This window comes from Micromonospora sp. LA-10 (assembly GCF_051853095.1).
Lineage (GTDB): Bacteria > Actinomycetota > Actinomycetes > Mycobacteriales > Micromonosporaceae > Micromonospora > Micromonospora echinospora_A.
Map to the genome: position 1 here is coordinate 3,466,502 of NZ_CP195710.1, position 21,205 is coordinate 3,487,706.

The 21,205-nt window shown below is 73.4% G+C and carries 19 protein-coding genes; 14 read left to right on the top strand and 5 right to left on the bottom strand.

Annotation, left to right across the window (positions count from 1 at the left end):
• Nucleotides 1–49 precede the first annotated feature (49 nt).
• From ACSDG8_RS16400 to ACSDG8_RS16430, 7 genes are all read left to right on the top strand, one after another.
• On the top strand, nt 50–1,408 hold the full coding sequence (locus ACSDG8_RS16400) for a 3-oxoacyl-ACP reductase (protein WP_439427028.1): 1,359 nt from the start codon (nt 50–52) through the stop codon (nt 1,406–1,408).
• Nucleotides 1,408–2,493: a MaoC/PaaZ C-terminal domain-containing protein gene (locus ACSDG8_RS16405; RefSeq protein ID WP_247678176.1), complete on the top strand. Its 1,086-nt coding sequence runs from the start codon at nt 1,408–1,410 to the stop codon at nt 2,491–2,493. Before ACSDG8_RS16400 ends, ACSDG8_RS16405 begins: the two co-directional genes overlap by 1 nt.
• A gap of 79 nt (nt 2,494–2,572) precedes the next feature.
• A complete protein-coding gene (locus tag ACSDG8_RS16410) occupies nt 2,573–3,331 on the top strand; it encodes an NUDIX hydrolase (protein ID WP_210892960.1) in 759 nt (252 codons plus the stop codon).
• Nucleotides 3,328–4,311 carry a serine/threonine protein kinase gene (locus tag ACSDG8_RS16415; RefSeq protein ID WP_210942623.1) on the top strand — a complete coding sequence of 328 codons (984 nt, stop codon included), beginning with the start codon at nt 3,328–3,330 and terminating at the stop codon, nt 4,309–4,311. The genes ACSDG8_RS16410 and ACSDG8_RS16415 overlap by 4 nt, the downstream gene beginning before the upstream one ends.
• Nucleotides 4,312–4,321: 10 nt before the next feature.
• Nucleotides 4,322–5,281, top strand: coding sequence for a hypothetical protein (locus ACSDG8_RS16420; protein ID WP_210892461.1), 960 nt, complete (start codon nt 4,322–4,324; stop codon nt 5,279–5,281).
• A complete protein-coding gene (locus tag ACSDG8_RS16425) occupies nt 5,278–6,570 on the top strand; it encodes an adenylosuccinate synthetase (RefSeq protein WP_439427029.1) in 1,293 nt (430 codons plus the stop codon). Before ACSDG8_RS16420 ends, ACSDG8_RS16425 begins: the two co-directional genes overlap by 4 nt.
• A 24-nt stretch (nt 6,571–6,594) precedes the next feature.
• A complete protein-coding gene (locus ACSDG8_RS16430; protein WP_210892458.1) occupies nt 6,595–7,218 on the top strand; it encodes a DedA family protein in 624 nt (207 codons plus the stop codon).
• Nucleotides 7,219–7,263: 45 nt separating this feature from the next.
• On the opposite strand, the gene ACSDG8_RS16435 is transcribed toward ACSDG8_RS16430, so the two are convergent.
• Nucleotides 7,264–7,902: a TetR/AcrR family transcriptional regulator gene (locus tag ACSDG8_RS16435; RefSeq protein ID WP_210892455.1), complete on the bottom strand. Its 639-nt coding sequence runs from the start codon at nt 7,900–7,902 to the stop codon at nt 7,264–7,266.
• A gap of 79 nt (nt 7,903–7,981) precedes the next feature.
• Here ACSDG8_RS16435 and ACSDG8_RS16440 point away from each other — a divergent pair, with 79 nt between their 5' ends.
• The 4 genes from ACSDG8_RS16440 (at nt 7,982) to ACSDG8_RS16455 (ending at nt 11,802) form a co-directional block, all read left to right on the top strand.
• A complete protein-coding gene (locus ACSDG8_RS16440) occupies nt 7,982–8,434 on the top strand; it encodes an SCP2 sterol-binding domain-containing protein (RefSeq protein ID WP_030500577.1) in 453 nt (150 codons plus the stop codon).
• Between the two features lies 1 nt (nt 8,435).
• Complete coding sequence (locus tag ACSDG8_RS16445; RefSeq protein ID WP_064447943.1) at nt 8,436–9,650, top strand: acyl-CoA dehydrogenase family protein; 1,215 nt, start codon at nt 8,436–8,438, stop codon at nt 9,648–9,650.
• Between the two features lie 166 nt (nt 9,651–9,816).
• Nucleotides 9,817–11,382 (top strand): AMP-binding protein, encoded by a 1,566-nt coding sequence (locus tag ACSDG8_RS16450; RefSeq protein ID WP_210892452.1) that lies wholly within the window; start codon nt 9,817–9,819, stop codon nt 11,380–11,382.
• A gap of 177 nt (nt 11,383–11,559) precedes the next feature.
• Nucleotides 11,560–11,802: a hypothetical protein gene (locus ACSDG8_RS16455; protein ID WP_210892450.1), complete on the top strand. Its 243-nt coding sequence runs from the start codon at nt 11,560–11,562 to the stop codon at nt 11,800–11,802.
• 510 nt (nt 11,803–12,312) lie between these two features.
• Here the strand turns inward: ACSDG8_RS16455 and purD are convergent.
• The 3 genes from purD to ACSDG8_RS16470 form a co-directional block, all read right to left on the bottom strand.
• Nucleotides 12,313–13,560 (bottom strand): phosphoribosylamine--glycine ligase, encoded by a 1,248-nt coding sequence (purD, locus tag ACSDG8_RS16460; RefSeq protein WP_210892448.1) that lies wholly within the window; start codon nt 13,558–13,560, stop codon nt 12,313–12,315.
• A 91-nt stretch (nt 13,561–13,651) separates the two neighbouring features.
• Nucleotides 13,652–14,584 (bottom strand): type IV toxin-antitoxin system AbiEi family antitoxin domain-containing protein, encoded by a 933-nt coding sequence (locus ACSDG8_RS16465; protein WP_439427030.1) that lies wholly within the window; start codon nt 14,582–14,584, stop codon nt 13,652–13,654.
• Nucleotides 14,585–14,747: 163 nt separating this feature from the next.
• Nucleotides 14,748–16,037: an adenylosuccinate synthase gene (locus tag ACSDG8_RS16470; protein WP_184680869.1), complete on the bottom strand. Its 1,290-nt coding sequence runs from the start codon at nt 16,035–16,037 to the stop codon at nt 14,748–14,750.
• A gap of 122 nt (nt 16,038–16,159) precedes the next feature.
• Between ACSDG8_RS16470 and ACSDG8_RS16475 the strand changes: the two genes are divergently transcribed.
• Both ACSDG8_RS16475 and ACSDG8_RS16480 read left to right on the top strand, forming a co-directional pair.
• Nucleotides 16,160–17,158: a diacylglycerol kinase family protein gene (locus ACSDG8_RS16475; protein ID WP_439427031.1), complete on the top strand. Its 999-nt coding sequence runs from the start codon at nt 16,160–16,162 to the stop codon at nt 17,156–17,158.
• A gap of 74 nt (nt 17,159–17,232) precedes the next feature.
• Nucleotides 17,233–19,206, top strand: coding sequence for a MinD/ParA family ATP-binding protein (locus ACSDG8_RS16480; protein ID WP_210892442.1), 1,974 nt, complete (start codon nt 17,233–17,235; stop codon nt 19,204–19,206).
• Between the two features lie 48 nt (nt 19,207–19,254).
• Here the strand turns inward: ACSDG8_RS16480 and ACSDG8_RS16485 are convergent, their stop codons facing one another.
• Nucleotides 19,255–19,683 carry a DUF3151 domain-containing protein gene (locus tag ACSDG8_RS16485; RefSeq protein WP_210892440.1) on the bottom strand — a complete coding sequence of 143 codons (429 nt, stop codon included), beginning with the start codon at nt 19,681–19,683 and terminating at the stop codon, nt 19,255–19,257.
• Between the two features lie 261 nt (nt 19,684–19,944).
• Here ACSDG8_RS16485 and ACSDG8_RS16490 point away from each other — a divergent pair, with 261 nt between their 5' ends.
• Nucleotides 19,945–21,156, top strand: a complete 1,212-nt coding sequence (locus tag ACSDG8_RS16490) for an LOG family protein (protein ID WP_210892439.1) — start codon at nt 19,945–19,947, stop codon at nt 21,154–21,156.
• The last annotated feature ends 49 nt before the right edge of the window (nt 21,157–21,205 follow it).

Below are 21,205 nucleotides of genomic sequence, written 5' to 3' on the forward strand. Positions count from 1 at the left end.
CCTCCCTCGAAACTGTTGCCCGAACCCTACTCGCCAGTAGGCTACGCCTATGACCGACAGGTACGCGAGCTTCGTCCAGACGGGGGCCGGTCGCGCGCTGGTCAAGCGCCTCGGGCTGCCCGACCCGCCCCGACTGCGCCGGCACACGCCGGGCGACCCGCTCGTTCCCGGGCCGGTCCTGCTCGGCTCCTCGGCCGGTGGCCGGATCGCCGAGCCGGCCGGGAAGATCCTGACCGCCGCCGGGGTCGAGCTGGCCGACCCGGTCGCCGCGCACGACGCCGACCGCCGCTTCGCGGCCCTGGTGTACGACGCCAGCGGCATCACCGACTCCACCGGGCTGCGCCAGCTGTACGACTTCTTCCACCCGCAGGCCCGCTCGCTGGTGCCGAGCGGCCGGGTGATCATGCTGGGCACGCCGCCGGCCGAGTGCGGCTCCCCTCGGGAGGCTACCGCCCAGCGTGCGCTGGAGGGCCTGACCCGCAGTATCGGCAAGGAGTTCGGCAGGGGCGTCACCGCCCAGCTGGTCTACGTGACCCGCGAGGGTGACGCCGGCACCCCGGTGAGCCTGGAGTCCACGCTCCGGTTCCTGCTCTCCGGCCGGTCCGCGTACGTCTCGGGCCAGGTGATCCGGGTGGGTGCCGGCACCGCCGTCGCGCCGGCCGAATGGGACCGGCCGCTGGACGGGCAGGTGGTGCTGGTGACCGGCGCGGCGCGGGGCATCGGGGCGGCGCTGGCGAAGGTGCTGGCCCGCGACGGCGCGCAGGTGGTGGCGCTGGACATCCCGGCGGCCGGGGACGAGCTGGCCGCTGTCGCCAACGACATCGGCGGCAGCGCGGTGCAGCTCGACCTGACCGCGCCTGATGCGCCGACCCGGCTGGCGGAGCACCTGGCGTCCCGGCACGGGCGGGTTGACGTGGTGGTGCACAACGCGGGCATCACCCGGGACAAGACGCTGGGCCGGATGGACGCCGACCGGTGGGACTCGGTGATCGACGTGAACCTGTCCAGTCAGGAGCGCATCAACGACGTGCTGCTGGAACGCGACCTGATCCCGGCCGGCGGCCGGATCGTGTCGGTCTCCTCGATCGCCGGGATCGCCGGCAACCGGGGGCAGACCAACTACGCCACGAGCAAGGCCGGTGTGATCGGCCTTGTCGACTCGCTCTCCCCGGTGCTGCGCGAACGCGGGATCAGCCTGAACGCTGTCGCGCCGGGCTTCATCGAGACCCGGCTGACCGCGCGTATCCCGTTGACCATCCGGGAGGCGGGACGGCGGATGAACAGCATGGCCCAGGGCGGCCTGCCGGTGGACGTGGCCGAGACGATCGGCTGGCTCTCCTGGCCGGCGAGCGGCGCGGTGAGCGGCAACGTGGTCCGGGTCTGCGGCCAGAGCCTGCTGGGGGCGTGATGGCAGCCCGCGACCACGAGGACGACGACCTCAGCCTGCACGACCTGATCGAGGGCCCCACCCGCGACCTCACGGCAGCCCGAGCCGCGGCCTTGGCCCGCACCCAGGCCCACCCCACCCCCACCCGCCCCACCTCCGACGATCATGAAGTTGACGGCACTTCTGGAGATCCACAAGGCAGCCAACTTCATGATCGACGGGGTGAGGGGGTAGGGCCCGAGGGCGGGCGGCGGCGGGTGGCGCTGGAGCGGTTGCCTGCCAGTGGGGCGCTTTATCGGCGGGCGCTGCTGGGAGTGGTTCCCGGAGTCGGGGGGCGGCGGGGGGCCGACGTGCCGGGGCTGGAACTCGCCGTAGCCGGGGTCGCTGTGGATCAGGGGCATCTGGCGGACTACGACCGGGTGTGCGGGTTCCGGCTGACCGACCGGCTGCCGGCGACGTACCTGCACGTGCTCGGGTTTCCGCTGTCGCTGCGGCTGATGACGAGCCCCGGCTTCCCCATCCCGCTCACCGGCGTGGTGCACGTGGCCAACCGGATCACCGTCCACCGCCCGGTCGAGGTCGGCGAGCGCGTCGACTTCCACACGTACGCGGAGAACCTGCGCCCGCACGAGCGGGGCCGCCAGCTCGACGTGGTGCTGATCGGATCGATCGGCGGCGAGGAGGTCTGGCGCGGCGTGTCCACGTACCTCGGGAAGGAGCGCGCGTCCGGCGGCGGCCCGCGGCGCGACCGGGGTGACCGCCCGGCGCCGCCGGCCTTCTCCGCGCAGTGGCGGGTGACGCCCCGCGTGGGTACGGACTACGCGCGCGTCTCCGGCGACCACAACCCGATTCACACCTCGAAGCTGGGCGCGCGGCTGTTCGGCTTCCCGCGCCCGATCGCGCACGGGATGTGGAGCAAGGCCCGCTGCTTGGCCGCCCTGGCGCCCCGGCTGCCGGAGGCGTACACGGTGGACGTGGCGTTCAAGCTGCCGGTGCCGCTGCCGTCCACTGTCGCGTTCAGCGCCTCACCGGCCGACGCGGGCTGGGACTTCGCGCTGCACAGCGCCCGGGACGGAAGGCCGCATCTGACCGGTTCCATGCGCTGAGCGAAAGAGGGGACTTGCCGTCCCCTCTTTTCGGCGCTAAGTTGTTCTCAGATTGAGTTGTTCTCAACCTGAGAGAGTGATCGCAGTGAACGAGCAGGACTTCCTCGCCGGATACGACCCCCGGGACTACCCGGCGGTCGCGGTCACCGTCGACGTGGTCGCCCTGACCATCCGCGAGGGCGCGCTGCACCTGCTGCTGATCCGCCGCGGCGCGCCGCCCTACGAGGGGCACTGGGCGCTGCCCGGCGGCTTCGTCCAGCCGGACGAGGACCTGACCGCCGGCGCGCGGCGCGAACTGGCCGAGGAGACCGGCCTCGGCGGCGAGCGGCTGCGCCGGGTACACCTGGAACAGCTCGGCAGCTACGGCGCGCCCGACCGCGACCCGCGCATGCGGGTGGTCTCGGTCGCGCACCTGGCGTTCGCCCCCGACCTGCCCGACCCGGTCGCCGACACCGACGCCGACGACGCGATCTGGCTGCCGGTGACCGCGCTGACCAGCCGGCAGCTCGCCTTCGACCACGGCCGGATCATCGACGACGGGCTGGAGCGGGCCCGCTCCAAGCTGGAGTACACGCCGCTGGCCACCCGCTTCCTCGCCCCCGAGTTCACAGTCACCGAGCTGCGCGAGGTCTACGAGACGGTCTGGGGCCACCCGCTGCACGCCGGCAACTTCCACCGCAAGGTGCTCTCGGTGCCCGGATTCGTGGAGAGCACCGGCGCCAGCACCGAACGCGGCGGCGCGCGCGGCGGCCCCCGGGCCAAGCTCTACCGCGCCGGAGACGCCCGGCTGCTGCACCCGGCGCTGCTGCGCCCCGCCCGGGAGGAGACGGTGCGGTGAGGACCGAAGAGGCGATCCGGCTGGTCACGGCCGCGCGTACCGACACCGACCTGTTCGGCGCCGACGAACCGGCCCGCCGCTACCGCGAGCTGGTCGGCGCGCTGCACCCCGACCGGCTGGGCGCGGCCGACCCGCTGGTACGCGCCGCCGCCGCCGAAGCGCTGATCACCGTCACCACGCGCTGGCGCACCCCCGCCCCCGCGTACACCGGCGACGTCGCCACCCTGCACGAACGAAAGGAAGGGCCCCCTGTTAACGCCTCCGGTAGAGGAGGGGCCCCTTCTTATCACCTGGCGAAGGTGTGCCGGCACCCCGGCGACAACGACCTGATGGCCCGCGAGGCACGCGCGTTGCGCCGCATCGCCGAGCGCGGCGACGCCAAGCACCTCGCGTACGTGCCGAGGCTCGTCGACTCCTACCCGGCGCGCGACCCGTCGACAGGCGTACAACGGCAGGTCAACGAGCTGGTCACCGTACCCGGGCTGCGCAGCCTGGACGACGTGCGCCGCGCGTACCCGGACGGGCTGGACCCGCGCGACGCGGCCTGGATGTGGCGGCGGCTGCTCGTGGCGCTCGGCCTGGCCCACCGGGCCGGCGTGGTGCACGGCGCGGTGCTGCCCCGGCACGTGCTGATCGAGCCGGACGCGCACGGCCTGGTGCTCGTCGACTGGTGCTTCTCGGCCGAGCCGGGCGGGCTCGTGCCGGCGCTGGTGCCCGGCCATGAGGACTGGTATCCGCCGGAGGTCGCCGCGAAGCGGCAGTGCGGGCCCGGCACCGACATCGCGCTCGCCGCCCGCTGCATGACCTGGCTGATGGGCGACCGCGCGCCGCGCGAGCTACGCGCCTTCGCCGACGGATGCCAGGGCGCCGCGCTCGCCACCCGGCCCGACGACGCCTGGCGGCTGCTGCGCGAACTCGACGAGGTGCTGCACCGGCTGTACGGGCCGCGCACCTTCCGACCCTTCACCCTCAACCCCTAGGGAGGCTGCCATGGGCAGTGGAATCTGGTCCACCGACGTGTACGACGCCGCCGACCGTTACCGGCGCCGCACCGGCAAGAGCGCGTTCTCGTACAGCGACAGCGGCGCCCGCAAGGTGCACCCGGCGCTCGACCCGCGCGACGCGCTGCGGGAGAGCCGAGACTCCGCCGAACACCCCCAGTCGACGCCGATCGCCGTGCTGTTCGACGTCACCGGCTCGATGGGGCACGTGCCCCGCGTGCTGCAGAGCAAGCTGCCGCAGCTGCTCGGCCTGCTGCTGCGCCAGGGGTACGCGAAGGACCCACAGGTCATGTTCGGCGCGATCGGCGACGCCACCTGCGACCGGGTGCCGTTGCAGATCGGGCAGTTCGAGTCCGACAACCGGATGGACGACGACCTCGGCCGGATCGTGCTGGAGGGCGGCGGAGGCGGCCAGATGATGGAGTCGTACGAGCTGGCGCTCTACTTCATGGCCCGGCACACCGCCACCGACAGCTGGGACAAGCGCGGCCGGCGCGGCTACCTGTTCATCATCGGCGACGAGCTGGCGTACCCGGGGGTCAAGGGCGCGGAGGTGGCCCGGCTGATCGGCGACGACCTGCGCGAGGACATGCCGGTCCGGCAGATCGTGGACGAGGTGACCGCGCGCTGGGACACCTACTACCTGCTCCCGGCCGGCAGCCACTACGCGGGCAACCGCAAGGTGCTGGACTTCTGGCGCGGCCTGCTCGGACAGAACGCAGTCGAGCTGGACGACCTGGACGCGGTCTGCGAGACGATCGCGCTCACCGTCGGCCTCGGCGAGCAGGCCATCGACCTGGACGCCGGGCTGCGCGACCTGGACCGGGCCGGCTCGACGGCCACCCGGACCGTCTCGAAGGCCCTCGCGCAGGTCGGCTCCGGGCGGCGCGCGGTGGCGACGCTGCCGTTCAGCCCCGCCGACGGCGGAAGCGGGGTCACCCGGCTGTGAACCACGTGATGGTGGTCGACCTCGGCTACGGCGACGCCGGCAAGGGCACAGTGGTGGACCTGCTCTGCGCCACCCGGCAGGTGCACACGGTGATCCGCTTCAACGGGGGCGCGCAGGCGGCGCACAACGTCGTCCTGCGCGACGGGCGGCACCACACGTTCGCGCAGTTCGGCGCCGGGACGTTCCGTCCGGGCGTACGGACACACCTGGCGCGGCACGTCGTGGTGGACCCGCTGGCGCTGGCCGCCGAGGCCGACCACCTCGCGTCGGTCGGCGTGCCCGACGCGCTCGACCGACTGACCGTGGACGGGGAGGCGCTGCTCGCCACCCCGTACCACCGGGCCGCCAACCGCGCCCGGGAGATCGCCCGGGGAGCCGACCGGCACGGCTCCTGCGGGCTCGGGGTGGGCGAGGCTGTCGCGTACGGCCTCGCCCACCCCGACGAGGCGCCCCGGGTGGCGGACTGCCGCCGCCCGGCGGTGCTGCGCCGCCGGCTGACCGCGCTGCGCGACCGGCTCACCGCCGAGCTGGGCCCGCTGGACGCGCCGCCGGTGGAGGACTGCCTGCCCGCGTACGCGGCCTTCGCGCGCCGGGTGGCGATCGTCGACCGGACCTGGCTGGCGTCCGCGCTGCGCGAGGGCACCTGCGTGTTCGAGGGCGCCCAGGGGGTGCTGCTGGACGAGTGGCACGGCTTTCACCCGTACACGACGTGGAGCACCACGACGTTCGCCAACGCCGAGACGCTGCTCGCCGAGGCGGGCATGGCCGGGACCGCGCAGCGGCTCGGCGTGCTGCGCACGACCACCACCCGGCACGGCCCCGGGCCGCTGGTCACCGAGGACGCGGCGCTGCCGTTCACCGACCGGCACAACGGGACGAACCCCTGGCAGGGGCGATTCCGGTTCGGGCACTTCGACGCGGTCGCCCACCGGTACGCGCTGGAGGTGGCAGGTGGCGTGGACGGACTGGCGCTGACCCACCTCGACCTGGCCGGCCCCGAGCTGCGGATCTGCCGCCGGTACGAAGAACTGGACCGGCTCGTCCCCGGGCCGGCTGGTGACCTGGACCGGCTCGTCCCCGGGCCGGCTGGTGACCTGGACCGGCAGGCGGCGCTCACGCAGCGGCTGCTGCGGGCTCGGCCGGTGCTTGGCGAGTCGCCGGACGACTGGCCGGCGGCGGTCTCGGAGGCGCTGGGGGCGCCGGTGGTGCTCACGTCGCGCGGGCCCACGGCCGAGGAGAAGGAAGGGCCCCTTGTTAACGCCTTTTGTATGGGAAGGGCCCCTGCTTAACACCGCACCCCCGAGCATGGGTGCATGGGGGACGTGCTCGACCTGCTGCACCACACGGTGACCTCACCGTGGGTGTATCTGCTGATCATCGCGGTCACCGCGATCGACGCGTTCTTCCCGGCGGTACCCGGCGAGACGGTGGTGATCACGGCCGGGGTCTTCGCGGCGGGCGGCGAGCCGAACCTGGTGCTGGTGATCGTGACCGCCGCGTTCGGCGCGCTTCTCGGCGATCACATCTCGTACGCGATCGGGCGCGGCGGCGGCGCGCACCGGCTCGCCCGGCTTCCCGCGGACAGCCGGCGGCGGGCCAGCTCCGAGTGGGCCCGCCGGGCCGTCGACAGGCGCGGCGGGATGATCCTGACCACCGCCCGGTACGTGCCCGGCGGCCGGACCGCCGTCACGCTGACCATGGGCGCGGTCCGCTACCCGGCGCGGATGTTTTTGCTGTACGACGCGCTGGCCTGCTCGACCTGGGGGATCTACTGCGCGCTGCTCGGCTACTTCGGCGGCCTGGCGTTCGAGCACAACCCCGTCTCCGGGCTCCTCGCCGGGGTCGCCATCTCGCTCGCGGTCACCGGTCTGTTCGAGGCGGTCCGGTGGGCGCGGCGGCGGGCGCACCGGCGGGCCGCCGCTCGGCGCGACTGTTAACAAGGGGCCCTTCCTCTACCGGAGGCGTTAAGAAGGGGCCCTTCCTTACACAGCGCCGGGGTGCCAGGTCACGCCGCGCAACAGCTGGTCGGCGCCGAGCCAGGCCACGTTCATCATCCGGGTGGCGGTCTTGCCGGCGTCGGCCTCCGGGTGGTCGGCCAGCCAGTCGGCGAGCGACTCGGAGGCGCCGACGAGCGCGTACGAGACCACCTCCAGGTCGGTGGCGCCGACCTCCCGTCCGGCGGCGCGCAGCGCGTTGTCGAGCATGCCGGCGACCACCTCGACCAGCCGTCCCCGCATGGCGGCGAGTTCGGCGGCGAACGGCTGTGAGCCGCGGGCCTGCCGGTAGAGCACGGCCCAGCCGTCGCGGTGTGCGCCGACGAAGCCGAAGAACGCGCGCAGCCCGCGCCAGAGCCGCTCGTCGGCGGGCAGGTCGGGGGCGGCGGCGCCGGCGATGGCCTCCATCATCCGGGTGCTCTCCCGGTGCAGGCAGGCGATGAAGAGTTCTTCCTTGGTGCCGAGGTAGGCGTACACCATCGGTTTGGAGATGCCGGCGTCGTCGGCGATCTCGTCCATGCTGGCGGCGTGGAAGCCGCGGCGGGAGAACACCTTCACCGCCGCGTCGAGCATCTGCTGCTCGCGTACGGCGCGGGGAAGGCGCTTGAAGGTCGGTGTGCTGGACACTCTTGCGAGCATACCTACCCGTGCGTAAGGTTACGCCAGAGTAACCAAAGCCGGACCCGCCCGAGAGGTGCAATCCCTTATGACTGACTTCGACCCCGCCAACTTCGCGAACGTCGGCCCGAAGGAGTTCGCGCAGCTGGTCAAGTCCACCCCGGACGCCAAGATCGCCGAGATCATGTCCGGCGAGTCGCGCGGCAAGATCCTCAGCGAGGTCTTCAACCGGATGCCCGCGCTGTTCCGCGCCGACCGCGCCGGCGCCACCAACGCGGTCATCCACTGGAACATCACCGGCCGCCCGGACGGTGGGACCGACACCTACGAGGTCGTCATCGAGAACGGCACCTGCACCGCCTCGGAGACCCCGACCCGCGACCCGAAGCTGAGCCTCACCATGGGCCCGGTCGAGTTCCTGAAGATCATCACCGGCGCCGCCAACCCGGTGATGATGTTCATGACCGGCAAGCTGAAGGCCAAGGGCGACCTGGGCCTGGCCGCCAACATCGCCAACCTGTTCGACATCCCCAAGGCCTGACATGGCCGAGTTCTCGCTCGACCTGAACGAGGAACAGCGGGATCTACGCGACTGGGTGCACGGCTTCGCAGCCGAGGTCGTGCGCCCGGCCGCGGCCGAGTGGGACGCCCGGGAGGAGACCCCGTGGCCGATCATCCAGGAAGCGGCGAAGGTCGGCCTGTACGGCTTCGAGTTCCTCGCCACCTGCTGGGCCGACCCCACCGGCCTCTCCCTGCCGATCGCCAGCGAGGAACTCTTCTGGGGTGACGCCGGCATCGGCCTGAGCATCTTCGGTACCTCGCTCGCGGTCGCCGCGATCTACGGCGCCGGCACCCCCGACCAGCTCGTCGAATGGGTGCCGCAGTGCTTCGGCGACGTCGACTCCCCGGCCGTCGCCGCGTTCTGCACGAGCGAGCCGGAAGCCGGCTCCGACGTCGGGTCGATGCGTACCCGCGCCGTCTACGACGAGGCCACCGACGAGTGGGTGCTCAACGGGCAGAAGGCGTACGCCACGAACGGCGGCATCGCCGGAGTGCACGTGGTCACCGCCTCGATCGACCCCGAGCTGGGCTCGCGCGGGCAGGCCGCGTTCGTCGTACCCCCGGGCACCTCCGGTCTGACCGCCACCCGCAAGTTGCGCAAGCTCGGGCTGCGCGCCTCGCACACAGCGGACGTCTTCCTCGACGACGTCCGGGTGCCGGGCCGCTGCCTGCTCGGCGGCAAGGACGCGCTCGACGAGCGCCTGGCCCGCGCCCGGTCCGGGCAGCGTGCCTCCGGCCAGGCGGCGATGCGTACGTTCGAGCTGTCCCGCCCGACAGTCGGCGCGCAGGCGCTCGGCGTGGCCCGCGCCGCCTACGAGTACGCCCTGGACTACGCCAAGGAGCGGGTCCAGTTCGGACGCCCGATCATCACCAACCAGGCGGTCGCGTTCGCGCTCGCCGACATGAAGATGGAGATCGACGCGGCCCGGCTCCTGGTCTGGCGCGCCTCCTGGATGGGCCGCAACAACCGGCCGTTCGCCGCCGGTGAGGGCTCGATGTCCAAGCTCAAGGCCGGCGAGGTTGCCGTCTCGGTGACCGACAAGGCGGTCCAGCTCCTCGGCGGCGCGGGATTCCTGCGCGACCACCCGGTCGAGCGGTGGTACCGCGACGCCAAGATCTACACCATCTTCGAGGGCACCTCCGAGATCCAGCGGCTGGTCATCTCCCGGGCCATCTCCGGGATGCAGATCCGCTGACCGCCGGCGGCCACCACCCGGCCCGCGACAACAGACAGCGCCGTCGCGGGCCGGGTGCCCCCGCCTGGCCGACCCGACCCGCGATCGGGCGCAAGATCACGCAAAACTGGACGGCCGACCCGTCCGGAGCCTGGTCGACGAACCACGAACGCGAAGGAGTTGCGCCTTGGACCTGCCGTTCATCGCCGCCACGCTGACCCGCCGTGGACTGCTCACCCCGGGCCGCCCGATCCGGGTCGTCTCGCAGCTCAACGCGCTGCGCCGGTGGGGCTGGAGCCTCGCCGGGGAGCTGCGCCAGGCCGCCGCCCGCGACCCCGGCCGCGTCGCGGTCGTCGACGAGCGCGGCGCCACCATGACGTACCAGGAACTGCTGGAGCGCTCCGAACGGCTGGCCCGCTCTCTCCGGTCCCACCTCGGCGTACAGACCGGCGACCGGGTCGGCGTGCTCTGCCGCAACCACCACGGCCTCATCGAGGCGATAGTCGCCGCGATGCTGCTCGGCGCGGACGCCGTCCTGGTCAACACCGGCCTGTCCGCGGCACAACTGGGCACCGTGGCCGAGGAACAGGGCCTGCGCGCCCTGGTCCACGACGGCGAGTTCACCGAGCGCGTCCTCGGCCTCCCCGCCGAGGTGCACCGGGTCGACGAGCGGCGGCACGAGGAGCTGATCGCCGCCGCGGTCCCCGGCGAACAACTCCAGCCGCCCGAGCGGGACGGCCGCACCATAGTGCTGACCTCCGGCACCACCGGCGCGCCCAAGGGCGCCCGCCGCCCCACCCCGCACGGCTTCGGCCCGCTGGTGTCCATCATCGACCGCATCCCGCTGCACGCGCGGAACACCACCATGATCGCCGCGCCGATCTTCCACACCTGGGGGTACGCCGCCCTCCAGGTCTCGTTCGCGCTGCGCGCCACGGTCGTGCTGCACCGCCGCTTCGACCCCGCCGCCACGCTGACCGCGCTCGTCGACCAGCGGTGCGACGCGATGTTCGCCGTACCGGTGATGCTGCAACGGCTCATGGAGGTCGAGCCGCCGCAGCCCCGGCCCCCGCTCAAGGTGGTGGCGGTCAGCGGATCCGCCCTGCCCGGCAACCTGGCCACCGCCTTCATGGACCGCTACGGCGACGTGCTGTACAACCTCTACGGCTCGACCGAGGTCTCCTGGGCCTCCATCGCCGGCCCACGCGAACTGCGCGCCGCGCCCAACACGGCGGGCCGGCCACCGCACGGCACCCGGCTGGCGATCCTGGACGAGAACGGCCGTCCCGTCCGGGACGGCGAGGTCGGGCGGATCTTCGTGGGCAACGAGATGCTCTTCGAGGGCTACACCTCGGGCGTCGGGCGGGAGAGCCGCGACGGTCTCCTGGACACCGGCGACCTCGGCCGGCTGGACGCAAAAGGCCTGCTCTTCGTGGACGGCCGGGCCGACGACATGATCGTCTCCGGCGGCGAGAACGTCTTCCCGTCCGAGGTGGAGGACCTGATCGCCCGGCTGCCGCAGGTCCGCGAGGTCGCGGTGATCGGCGTCCCGGACCCCGACTACGGCCAGCGGCTGGCCGCGTTCCTGGCGCTGCGACCGGGCGAGACGCTCGACCCGGAGGCGGTCCGCGAGTACGTCCGGCGCTACCTGGCCCGCTTCTCCGTGCCCCGGGACGTGGTGTTCGTCAAGTACCTGCCGCGCAACGCCACCGGCAAGGTGCTGAGCCGGGAGTTGCGCCGCTACTTCGACTGAGTCGTTCCTGTCACCGTCCGCCCCCACGCCATGCAGGCATGCCGATATCTGCATGGGAATCTCATCGGGAACCTCCCATTTACGTGCTCCCATCGCTTACTGTCCATGTATGAGTGTGAGCAGGTTTCTGGAACGGCCGGCGTCGACCACGCCGGCACCGGCGGAGGGATGCGCGGCATGGGGTTACCGGTCCCGGGTGACACAGGGGGCGGAAACGGCGACGGTCGCCATGGCGGCCCCGAACGGTGGATCTGGACGATCGCGGGCAGCGGACTGCTGACCGTCCTGCTGCTGACCCTGCTCGCGGGGTCCGGCGTGGACGTCGGCGCCACCGCCACCGAAGGGGTGCGCGTCGTCGGCGCCATCGTCGGCGCGGCGTTCAGCGTGCTCGCCCTGTTGATCCGCAGACGAGGAAGGTGACCGGTACACCGGCAACGAGGCCGGTGACCGGGGCACCATCAGCCGGGAACCTCATCTGCCCCTCCGTGGCCGGGCCACTACGGTCGCGTCCCCCGGGTTACCACCGAGGACGACCGCAGGTGGAGCCAGACCCTCCGCCGGCCTCCGGTGACCTCGTCTCCAGCCGGTCCGACCTGGACACCTTCACGAACGCGCTGTTCGCCGGCCAGGTCGTGCCCGAGCCGTGGCTGACCGAGATGTTCACCCGGCCGGAGTTCCCCCGACGGCACCATCGGCCAGTACAGCTCCGGCTTCCCCCGCCGATCATCGCCTCACCCGGCCACGACCTCTGGCTCAAGACCGGCAGCCGCTACGGCTACCTGGGCGGCGTCGCCGCCACCCGGGACGGCCAGTTCCGCGTCGAGTACTCGATCACCGCGACGGACGCCAAGAGCGAGGAACTGAGCCGGACCGCCCAAGCGATGATCGGGGCGGAACTCGGCACGCTGCCGCCCGCCGCCCCGCCCGCCGTCAGCTCGGAATCGCGATCCGGCCGTCCACCGCCGCCGCCGCGATGTCGGTGCGGTGGTGGGAACCGGCCAGCTCCACCTCGCGTACCAGGGCATAGGCGGCGTCGCGCGCGGCCGCCAGGTCCGGGCCGGTCGCCGTACCGCAGAGGACCCGGCCACCGGCGGAGCGCAACGTGCCGTCGGCGTCGCGGCGGGTCCCGGCGTGGATGATCCCGGCGCGGTCCGCGCCGGTGATCACGTCACCGGTACGCGGGCCCGCCGGGTAGCCCTCGGCCGCCACCACGACGGTGACCGCCGCGCCGTCGCGCCAACGCAGCGGCGGGTGCGCGCCGAGCGTGCCGGTGGCGGCGGCGTGCAGCAGCCCGCCCAGCGGCGTCTCCAGCAGGGCGAGCACCACCTGGGTCTCCGGGTCGCCGAAGCGCGCGTTGAACTCGATCACGCGCGGGCCGGACGGGGTGATCGCCAGGCCCACGTAGAGCAGGCCGGCGAACGGGGTGCCCCGGCGGCGCAACTCGGCGAGCGTCAGGTGCACCACGTCGCGGATCACGTCGTCCACCAGGTTCGGCGGAGTCCACGGCAGCGGCGCGTACGCGCCCATCCCGCCCGTGTTCGGGCCCGTGTCGCCGTCGCCGACGCGCTTGAAGTCCTGCGCGGGCAGCAGGGGCACCGCCGCCTCGCCGTCCGTGACCACGAACAGGGAGACCTCGGGACCGGACAGGTACTCCTCGATCACCACCCGGCCGCACTCCGCGGCGTGCCGCTCGGCGGCGGCCCGGTCGTCGGTGACCACCACGCCCTTGCCGGCGGCCAGCCCGTCGTCCTTAACCACGTACGGCGCGCCGAACTCGTCCAGCGCCCGCGCCACGGCCGCCGCGTCCTCACAGGTGTACGCGCGCGCGGTCGGCACACCGGCAGCGGTCATCACGTCCTTCGCGAACGTCTTCGACCCCTCCAGCCGGGCCGCCTGCGCGCTCGGGCCGAACACCGCGATGCCCTTGGCGCGTACCGCGTCGGCGACGCCCGCCACCAGCGGCGCCTCCGGGCCGATGACCACCAGGTCCGCCGCGACCTCGACGGCGAGGGCCGCCACGGCGGCCGGGTCGGTGGGTGTCACCTCCCGCAGCTGCGCCACGGCCGCGATCCCCGGATTGCCCGGAGCCGCGACGAGCGCCTCGACAGCCGGGTCACCGGCCAGTCCGAGCGCGAGAGCGTGCTCCCGCCCACCACCACCCACAAGAAGTACGCGCACGACCCCGCATCCTACTGACCACCCCACCCCACCCCGTTGATCAAGGAGTTTGCGTCCCAGATCCGGGGGTGAGAGTCCGCAAACTCCTTGATCAACCGCGCTGGCGGCTCTGGCGCAGGGCGCGTCCGACGGTCTGGGGGATGTAGTCGGGGCGCAGGGTGTCGGACCAGGTGAAGCGGAGGATTCGCCAGCCGGCGTTGACCAGGCGGTTCTGCCGGAAACGGTCGGCGTAGACGGCCTCCGGGGTCAGGTGCGGGGCCCGGCCGTCCGCCTCCGCGATCACCCGAGCGCCCCGCCATGCCAGGTCCCCGATGCCGAGCAGGTAACCGTCCTCGTCCCGTACCGGGAGTTGCAGGGTGTCCGGCGGGACGCCGCCGTCGACACACCGGAGCCGGGCGCGCGTCTCCAGGGGCGACTGCGCCCGGCCGTCCGCCTCGGCCAGGTACTCCCGCGCGGCGACCGCCCCTCGGCGTCCCGCAAGATGCGCGAGCACCAGGGGCAGGTCGTCCTCGGCCAGGATCCCCTGGTTGAGCGCGGAGTCGAGAACGCACACCGCCGGGTAGCGCCGAGCCCGCAGCAACACGTCGGCAACGGTCCGCGCCGGTGTGGTGACCGGTACGCCGCCGGCCCGGCACACGTCCGCGTCGGCGAGCGTCAACTGGTGCACCGTCAGTCCCGGCTCCGCCCGGCGCTGCACGTGCGGCCGACCCGGCGGCACCGAGACGTGGATCGCCGCCGTCGGCGGAAGGCCGCCGATGCCGTGCAGTTCGGCGGCGGTGTCGAGCACGGCGACCGCACCCGGCCCCAGGCTCGCGATCGCGGCGCGGATGCGCACACGCCGCAGCGCCACCGCCGTCGGCCCGGCGGACGGGAGGTAGCAGCCGCGCGAGACGCGCGTCCATCGCCCGGCCCGGACGAGGTACCGGATCTGCTCCCGGCCGAGGCCCAGGCGCAACGCCTGCCCAGCGGTGACAAACCCGCCCTGCCCCGCAGCCAGCCGCGTCAACTCGTCGAATTCACCCACACGCGCAGGCTCCCCCGCGCCACCCCACAGCCGACACCCCTGTGGACAACCCTGTGGATAACCCCGGACGCCCACCCCGCGCCCGCCCCGGTGATCAAGGAGTTTGTGTCCGGATCCGACGCCGGATCGGACACAAACTCCTTGATCAACAGCAGAAAGGAGGTTAGGGGAGGAGGGGGTGGCGGAGGACGTTTTCCTCTCGGCCTGGGCCCACACCTACCACGCTCACGCGGGTGCCGGTCAGCTCCTCGATGCGGGCGATGTAGCGCCTCGCGTTCTCGGGGAGCTCGTCCTCGGTCCGCGCCTTGGTGATGTCCTCCCACCAGCCGTCGTGCTCTTCGTAGATCGGCGTGGCGTGGTGGAAGTCGGTCTGCGTCATCGGCATGTCGTCGAACCGCTCGCCGTTGATCTCGTACCCGACGCAGATCGGCACCTTGGCCAGGCCGGTCAGCACGTCCAGCTTGGTGACCACGAGGTCGGTGACCCCGTTGAGGCGGCACGCGTACCGGGCCACCACGGCGTCGAACCAGCCGCAGCGGCGCTCCCGGCCGGTGGTGGTGCCGTACTCGTGGCCGATCTTGCGCAGGTGCTGCCCGTTGTCGTCGAACAGCTCCGTGGGGAACGGGCCGGAGCCCACCCGCGTCGTGTACGCCTTGCTCACCGCGATGACCTTGGTGATCGCAGTCGGCGGGATACCAGCGCCCACGCACGCCCCGCCGGCCGTCGGGTTCGACGAGGTGACGAACGGGTAGGTGCCGTGGTCCATGTCGAGCATGGTCGCCTGGGCGCCCTCGAGCAGCACGGTCTCACCGCGGTCGAGCGCGTCCCAGAGCATCACCCGGGTCTCGGCGATGTACGGGCGCAGCCGCTCGGCGTACTGGAGGTACTCCTCGACTGTCTCCTCGACGTCGATCGCCTTGCGGTTGTAGATCTTGAACAGCAGCTGGTTCTTCTCGCGGAGCGCCAGCTCCAGCTTCTTACGCAGGATGCCCGGGTCGAGCAGGTCCTGCAGGCGGATGCCCATCCGGGCGACCTTGTCGCCGTACGCGGGGCCGATGCCCCGGCCGGTGGTGCCGATGCGGGAGCTGCCGAGGTAGCGCTCGACCACCCGGTCCAGCGCCCGGTGGTGCGGCATGATCAGGTGCGCGTCACCGGAGATGCGCAGGCGGGACACGTCCACGCCGCGCTCGGCGAGCCCGTCGATCTCCTGCAGCAGCACCTTCGGGTCGACCACCACGCCGTTGCCGATCACGATCATCGCGCTCGGTGACAGCGCACCGGACGGCATGAGGTGCAGCGCGTACTTCTGGCCGTCCGGCGTGATCACCGTGTGGCCTGCGTTGTTGCCGCCGGAGTAGCGCACGACGTAGTCGACCCGCTCACCGAGCAGGTCGGTAACCTTGCCCTTGCCCTCGTCGCCCCACTGGGCGCCGAGCAGCACGATCGCTGGCATCTTTTCCGCCTCCAGAAGGCTCGGGTGCCAGGTGGCGACCGGTCTGCGAGCCCGGGGTGTCAGGCTAACAAGTAGTGACGGCGGGACCAGCAGGGGTTGGTCGAGAAGCAGGAGGCTCCTTCGTGTACGACGTGGTGCTGCTCACCCTCGGCTCGGAGCGGGACGCTCCCGGTGGTGGCTGCGGCAACGGCGGCGCCTGCTGCGGCGGCGCGGACGACAGCGCCGCCGAGACCGGCGAGGAGCGCTGCGAGACGCCGCGCGTACCGGTGCTGGCCTGCGCGGACGAACTGACCGCCCGGGGCGCCCGGGTGACCACGGTGACCGCCCGGTCGGACGCCGAGATCGACGAGGTGCTGGCCCGGCTCGACGGCCCGCCGCGCGTCGACGGCCTCACCTGGCCGGACCCCGACGGCAAGACCCGGCTGATCGTCGCCACTGCGAGTGACGGTCAGTTGCGCGCCGTCCTGCGCCGGCTGGTGCGCAGGTACGCTCCGCCGCCGAGCCGCCGCCCCGCGGACCTGGCCGAGAACCGGACGGTGCCCGACCTGCCCCCGGTCGGCGTACTCCCGCTCGATCCGGCCCGGTCCGGGACGGCGCGCGACCTGGCCGCGCAGCTCGGGCTGCCCCGGGACCCGGCCGGGGTCGCCGCGGCGGTGCTGGACGGCACCCCCCGGCGGCTGGACCTGCTGCGCAACGACGGCGGCTCGGTGACGTTGGACGGCGCGCTGCTCGGCGCCGCCGACGACGCCGGCCGGCCGCTGCACTGGCGGGCCCGGGTCGAGGTCGACGGCACGGTGCTCAGCGACGGCTCCGAGCCGATCACCGCCTGTGCGATCGGCAACGCGGGCGGGTACGGGCGCCTCGGCGAGGTGGACCTGCTGGCCGGTCCGGACCCGGCCGACGGCCGGGTGACGGTCGGGGTCGCCGTGCCAGTGGTGACCCGGTCGGCGTTGGGCCGGAAGAAGGTCCGGCTGGAGGTTCGCCGGGCGCGGGGACGTGCGGTGGCGGTGGTGCCCCGCGACGAGAAGGTGCCCTTCCTCGACGACGGCGTCGAGGGCGAGCTGACCCGCAAACGCTCCTGGTGGACCGAGCCGGGGGCCTGGGCGGTCTGGACGGGCTGACCTCGGTCGATCCCCGCCCGGCTCGCGCCGCTGGCCGTACCGCCTATCCTCGGCGGAAGGAATGGGGAGGAACCGTGGTGCACGACAACGACGACCGGGCCCACGTGCCGGGTCGAGGGCAGGTGCCGGAGCGCGACGTCGAGCCGCTCTGGCCGCCGGAGGAGACCGACGGTGCGGTCACCGCCCCGCCCTGGGCGGCCGTACCCTGGCCGCTCCCGCCGGCCGACGCTGCGACGCCGCCGGCGGCGGACGTCCCGGGGCCACCGGCGCCCGCGGTCGACCTGGACCTGCCGTTCACGCTCGACCAGCCGCCTACCGGCCCGGCGCCGGCCCAGCCGGGACCGGGCGCACCGGTCACGGCCGCCGCGTATCCCGCGTCGCGGGCCGCGCCGGAGCCCGACCCGGCCGCCGCGTATCCCGTGTCGCAGGCCGCGCCCGATCCTGGCGCGGCCGCCACGCGGACGTCGGTGGACCCGGCGGACGTGCGGACAACAGCCGACCCGAACGACACGCGGACAACGGCGCAGTCCGCCGTCACGCCGGGAACGGCCGACCCGGACGGCGAGGGCGGCGGGAACGGTCGGGCGGCGTCGCCGTGGGCCCAGCCGCCGCAGCGAGCCACCGCCGACTCCGCGCCGGACCCCGTTCCCGCTGACGGCGCCACGCCGGGGTCCGGTACCGACGCGCCGAGGGTCGTGCAGGCCGACGGCACCGTCTCCGGCCGGGCCTCGGTCGCCGGAACTCCGCTCCCGCCGCCCGACACCGCCCCGGCCTCCGGCCGGGCATCGGTCACCGGGGCGTCGTCGCACGGGCCGGACACGCCGCCGTCGGGTGAGCCCGCGCCGGAGCCGCCGCGCCTCGGGCCGTTCCCACCGTCGCCGGGCGTGCCGGCGCCGCCCTCGCCCTACGGCAACGGCTACCCCCAGGGCGGGTACCAGCCGCAACCCGGCCAGCCCGGCTGGTACCCGCCGCCCGGCTGGACGCCGCAGGCCGGCCCGCCGCAGGCAGGCGCGCCGCAGCCGGGTGCCCCGGTGCCGCCGCAGGCGACTGCCCCGCCGGTGTCCGGTCCGGCCGCGCCCCCACCGGCGTACCCGGAGCAGGGCTGGACGCCGCAGCAGGCGGTGCCACCGACCGCCGAGGACTTCGCCCGCCGCCGCCACGTCCGCCCGGTCGACCCGGTGGCCACCATGGGCGTACGCGCGGTGGTCAACAAGATCGGGCTGGTCCGGCTCGCGCCCGGGCGGCACGAGCAGGAGGTGAAGCGCGACATCGAGATGGTCCGCCGCAACTTCGGCGGGCTGCGCCAGGTGACAGTGGTCAACCCGAAGGGCGGCGCCGGCAAGACGGTGGCCATCCTGCTGCTCGCCATGACGTTCGGCCAGAAGCGCGGTGGCTACGTGCTGGCCTGGGACAACAACGAGACCCAGGGCACCCTCGGCATGCGGGCGCAGCAGGACTTCCACGCCCGTACTGTCCGGGACATGCTGCGCGACCTGGCCCAGTTCCAGGGGCCGCACGGCCGGGTCGGCGACCTGTCGCAGTACGTCCGCTCGCAGGGCGAGGGCATGTTCGACGTGCTCGCCTCGGACGAGTCGGCGACCGGCGGCGAGATGCTCACCGCCGCCGCGTTCGCCGAGATCCGCGAGGTGGTCAGCCGGTTCTACAAGCTGATCTTCGTGGACACCGGAAACAACGTCCGGGCGCAGAACTGGCAGGCCGCGATGGACGCCACCGACCAGCTCGTGGTGACCATGTCGGCCCGCAACGACTCGGCCGAGACCGCCGCCCGGATGCTCGACCACCTGGAGCAGAGCGGCCGGCAGCGGCTGGTCCGGCAGGCGGTCACCGTGGTGTCGATGCCGCCGTCCCGCAAGGAGATCGACCTGCCGGCCATCCAGGCCCACTTCGCGGCCCGGACCCGGGCGGTGCTGCTGGCGCCGTACGAGCGGCTCATCGACACCGGCGAGCCGCTGCGGTACGGGCAGCTCTCCTCCGCCACCCGGGACGCCTGGCTGAAGATCGCCGCGTCGGTGGCCGAAGGGCTGTAGGGACGGGCGCGACGGCCGGCCGCAAGATGCCGGCCGTCGCGGGGCGGGTCAGTCGCCGGACAGCGCGTCCCCGGCGGCCGGGTCGCAGTCGCGGAGGAACTGGGCGCAGCGGGCCGCCTCGTCCGCCTCACCGATCTCCCCCGCGGCGCGGGACAGCACGTAGAGGCAGCGCAGGAAGCCCTGGTTGGGCGCGTGCGACCAGGGCACCGGGCCGTGGCCCTTCCAGCCGCTGCGGCGCAGCTGGTCCAGGCCCCGGTGGTAGCCGGTGCGGGCGTACGCGTACGCCGTCACGACCTGATCCGCGGCGAGCGAGCGGCCGGCCAGCGCCCCCCAGGCCGCGCTGTAGGTCGGGAAGCGGGCCGCGACCTCGGCGTACGCCTCGTCGGTGCCCTGCTCGGCCGCCGCCGCCAGCGCGGCGTCGGCCTCCTCGTGGGTCGGGAGCAGGGTGGCCGGTGGCTCAGGCAACAGGTTCTGCATCGCCCCATTCAACCCGCTTCGCCCTCGGGTACGCGAGGGGCCTCGCCCGTACGGTTGGCTGAACGGCTGAGGGTTTCGTCACGCCTGCGGCGGGAGCGCACGTACCCGCGGCCCATGCCGCCGGCGTGGTTCTTGCACTACAAATACAGATCCGGAGCCTCCCCAGGACCCGGTTACGCAGGAGCCCGGCGGCGTGCCCGCCGGGCTCCTGTCGTTCCCGCCCCGGTTTCGGCACTTGCCGTGCGGGGGCAGGATGACGGGGTGCCGACCCCACCACCCGCGGACGTCATCGAGCCGCACGCCCCCCACGTCAACGAGATCGAGACCCGCACCGCGTTCGAGCAGCGGCTGGCCGGAGGGACCCTGGCCGGGCTGACCGTGCAGGGCCTGCGCCTCGACCTCGACCCGGTTCCCGACCTGCGCGACGTCGACGTCACCGGCACGCTCTTCGTGGGCTGCCGCTTCGCCGGCCGCGAGGTCGGGGCGGACCTGGTCCGGCGGGGCGCCAACGTGGTCCCGCCCTTCTCCGGGCTGCCCTACCCGACCCAGCCGTCGCACCTCTACACCGCCGACGAGCTGGCCGCCGGGTTCGCCGAGGGTGGGTTCGCCGGGATGTACGACACCCGGGTGTACGCGCACTTCCGGGCGCACGGCGGCGCGCTGCCGGACGTACGCGAGGCGCTCGGTCAGCGGCTGCACGACCACGGCGTGGACAACGCGCTCGCCGACGCCACCCGGTCGTGGCTGGCCGCGCACGGGCCGCAGTCGGTGGTGGGTGTGATGGGCGGGCACGCGGTACAGCGCGGCAGCGCCGCGTACCGGATGGCGGCGGTGCTGGGCTGGGAGCTGGCGCGGGCCGACCGCCTGGTGGTGACCGGCGGCGGTCCCGGCGTGATGGAGGCGGCGAACCTCGGCGCGTTCCTCGCGGCCTGGCCGGCCGAGGAGCTGTCCGCCGCGATCGACACGCTCGCCGTCGCGCCGGACTTCACCGACCACGAGCGGTACACGGCGGCGGCGCTGGCGGTGCGCAAGCGGTACGCGGACGGCCCGTCGCTGCCCTCGCCCCGCCCGTCGGCCCCCGGCACCGAGTGGGCCCGTTCCGGCGGGCTGGCCATCCCCACCTGGCTGTACGGCCACGAGCCGGCGAACCTGTTCGCGGGGCGGATCGCCAAGTACTTCTCCAACGCCATCCGGGAGGACACGATCCTGCGGCTGGCCCGGGGCGGCATCGTGTTCGCGCCCGGCCGGGCCGGCACCGTGCAGGAGGTGTTCCAGGCGGCCACGAAGACGTTCTACGGCACGGACGGGGCGAGCGGGGCGTACGTCTTCCTGGACCGCACGTACTGGACCACGGAGTTGCCGGTGGAGTCGCTGCTGCGGCCGCTGTTCGCCGCGTCCCCGTTCGGCGACCTGTCGCACACGATCCACCTGACCGACGACGCCCGCGAGGCAGTCACCCTCCTGGTGCGGTGAAAGGAAGGGCCCCCTTTTAACGCCTCCGGTAGAGGAAGGGCCCCTTGTT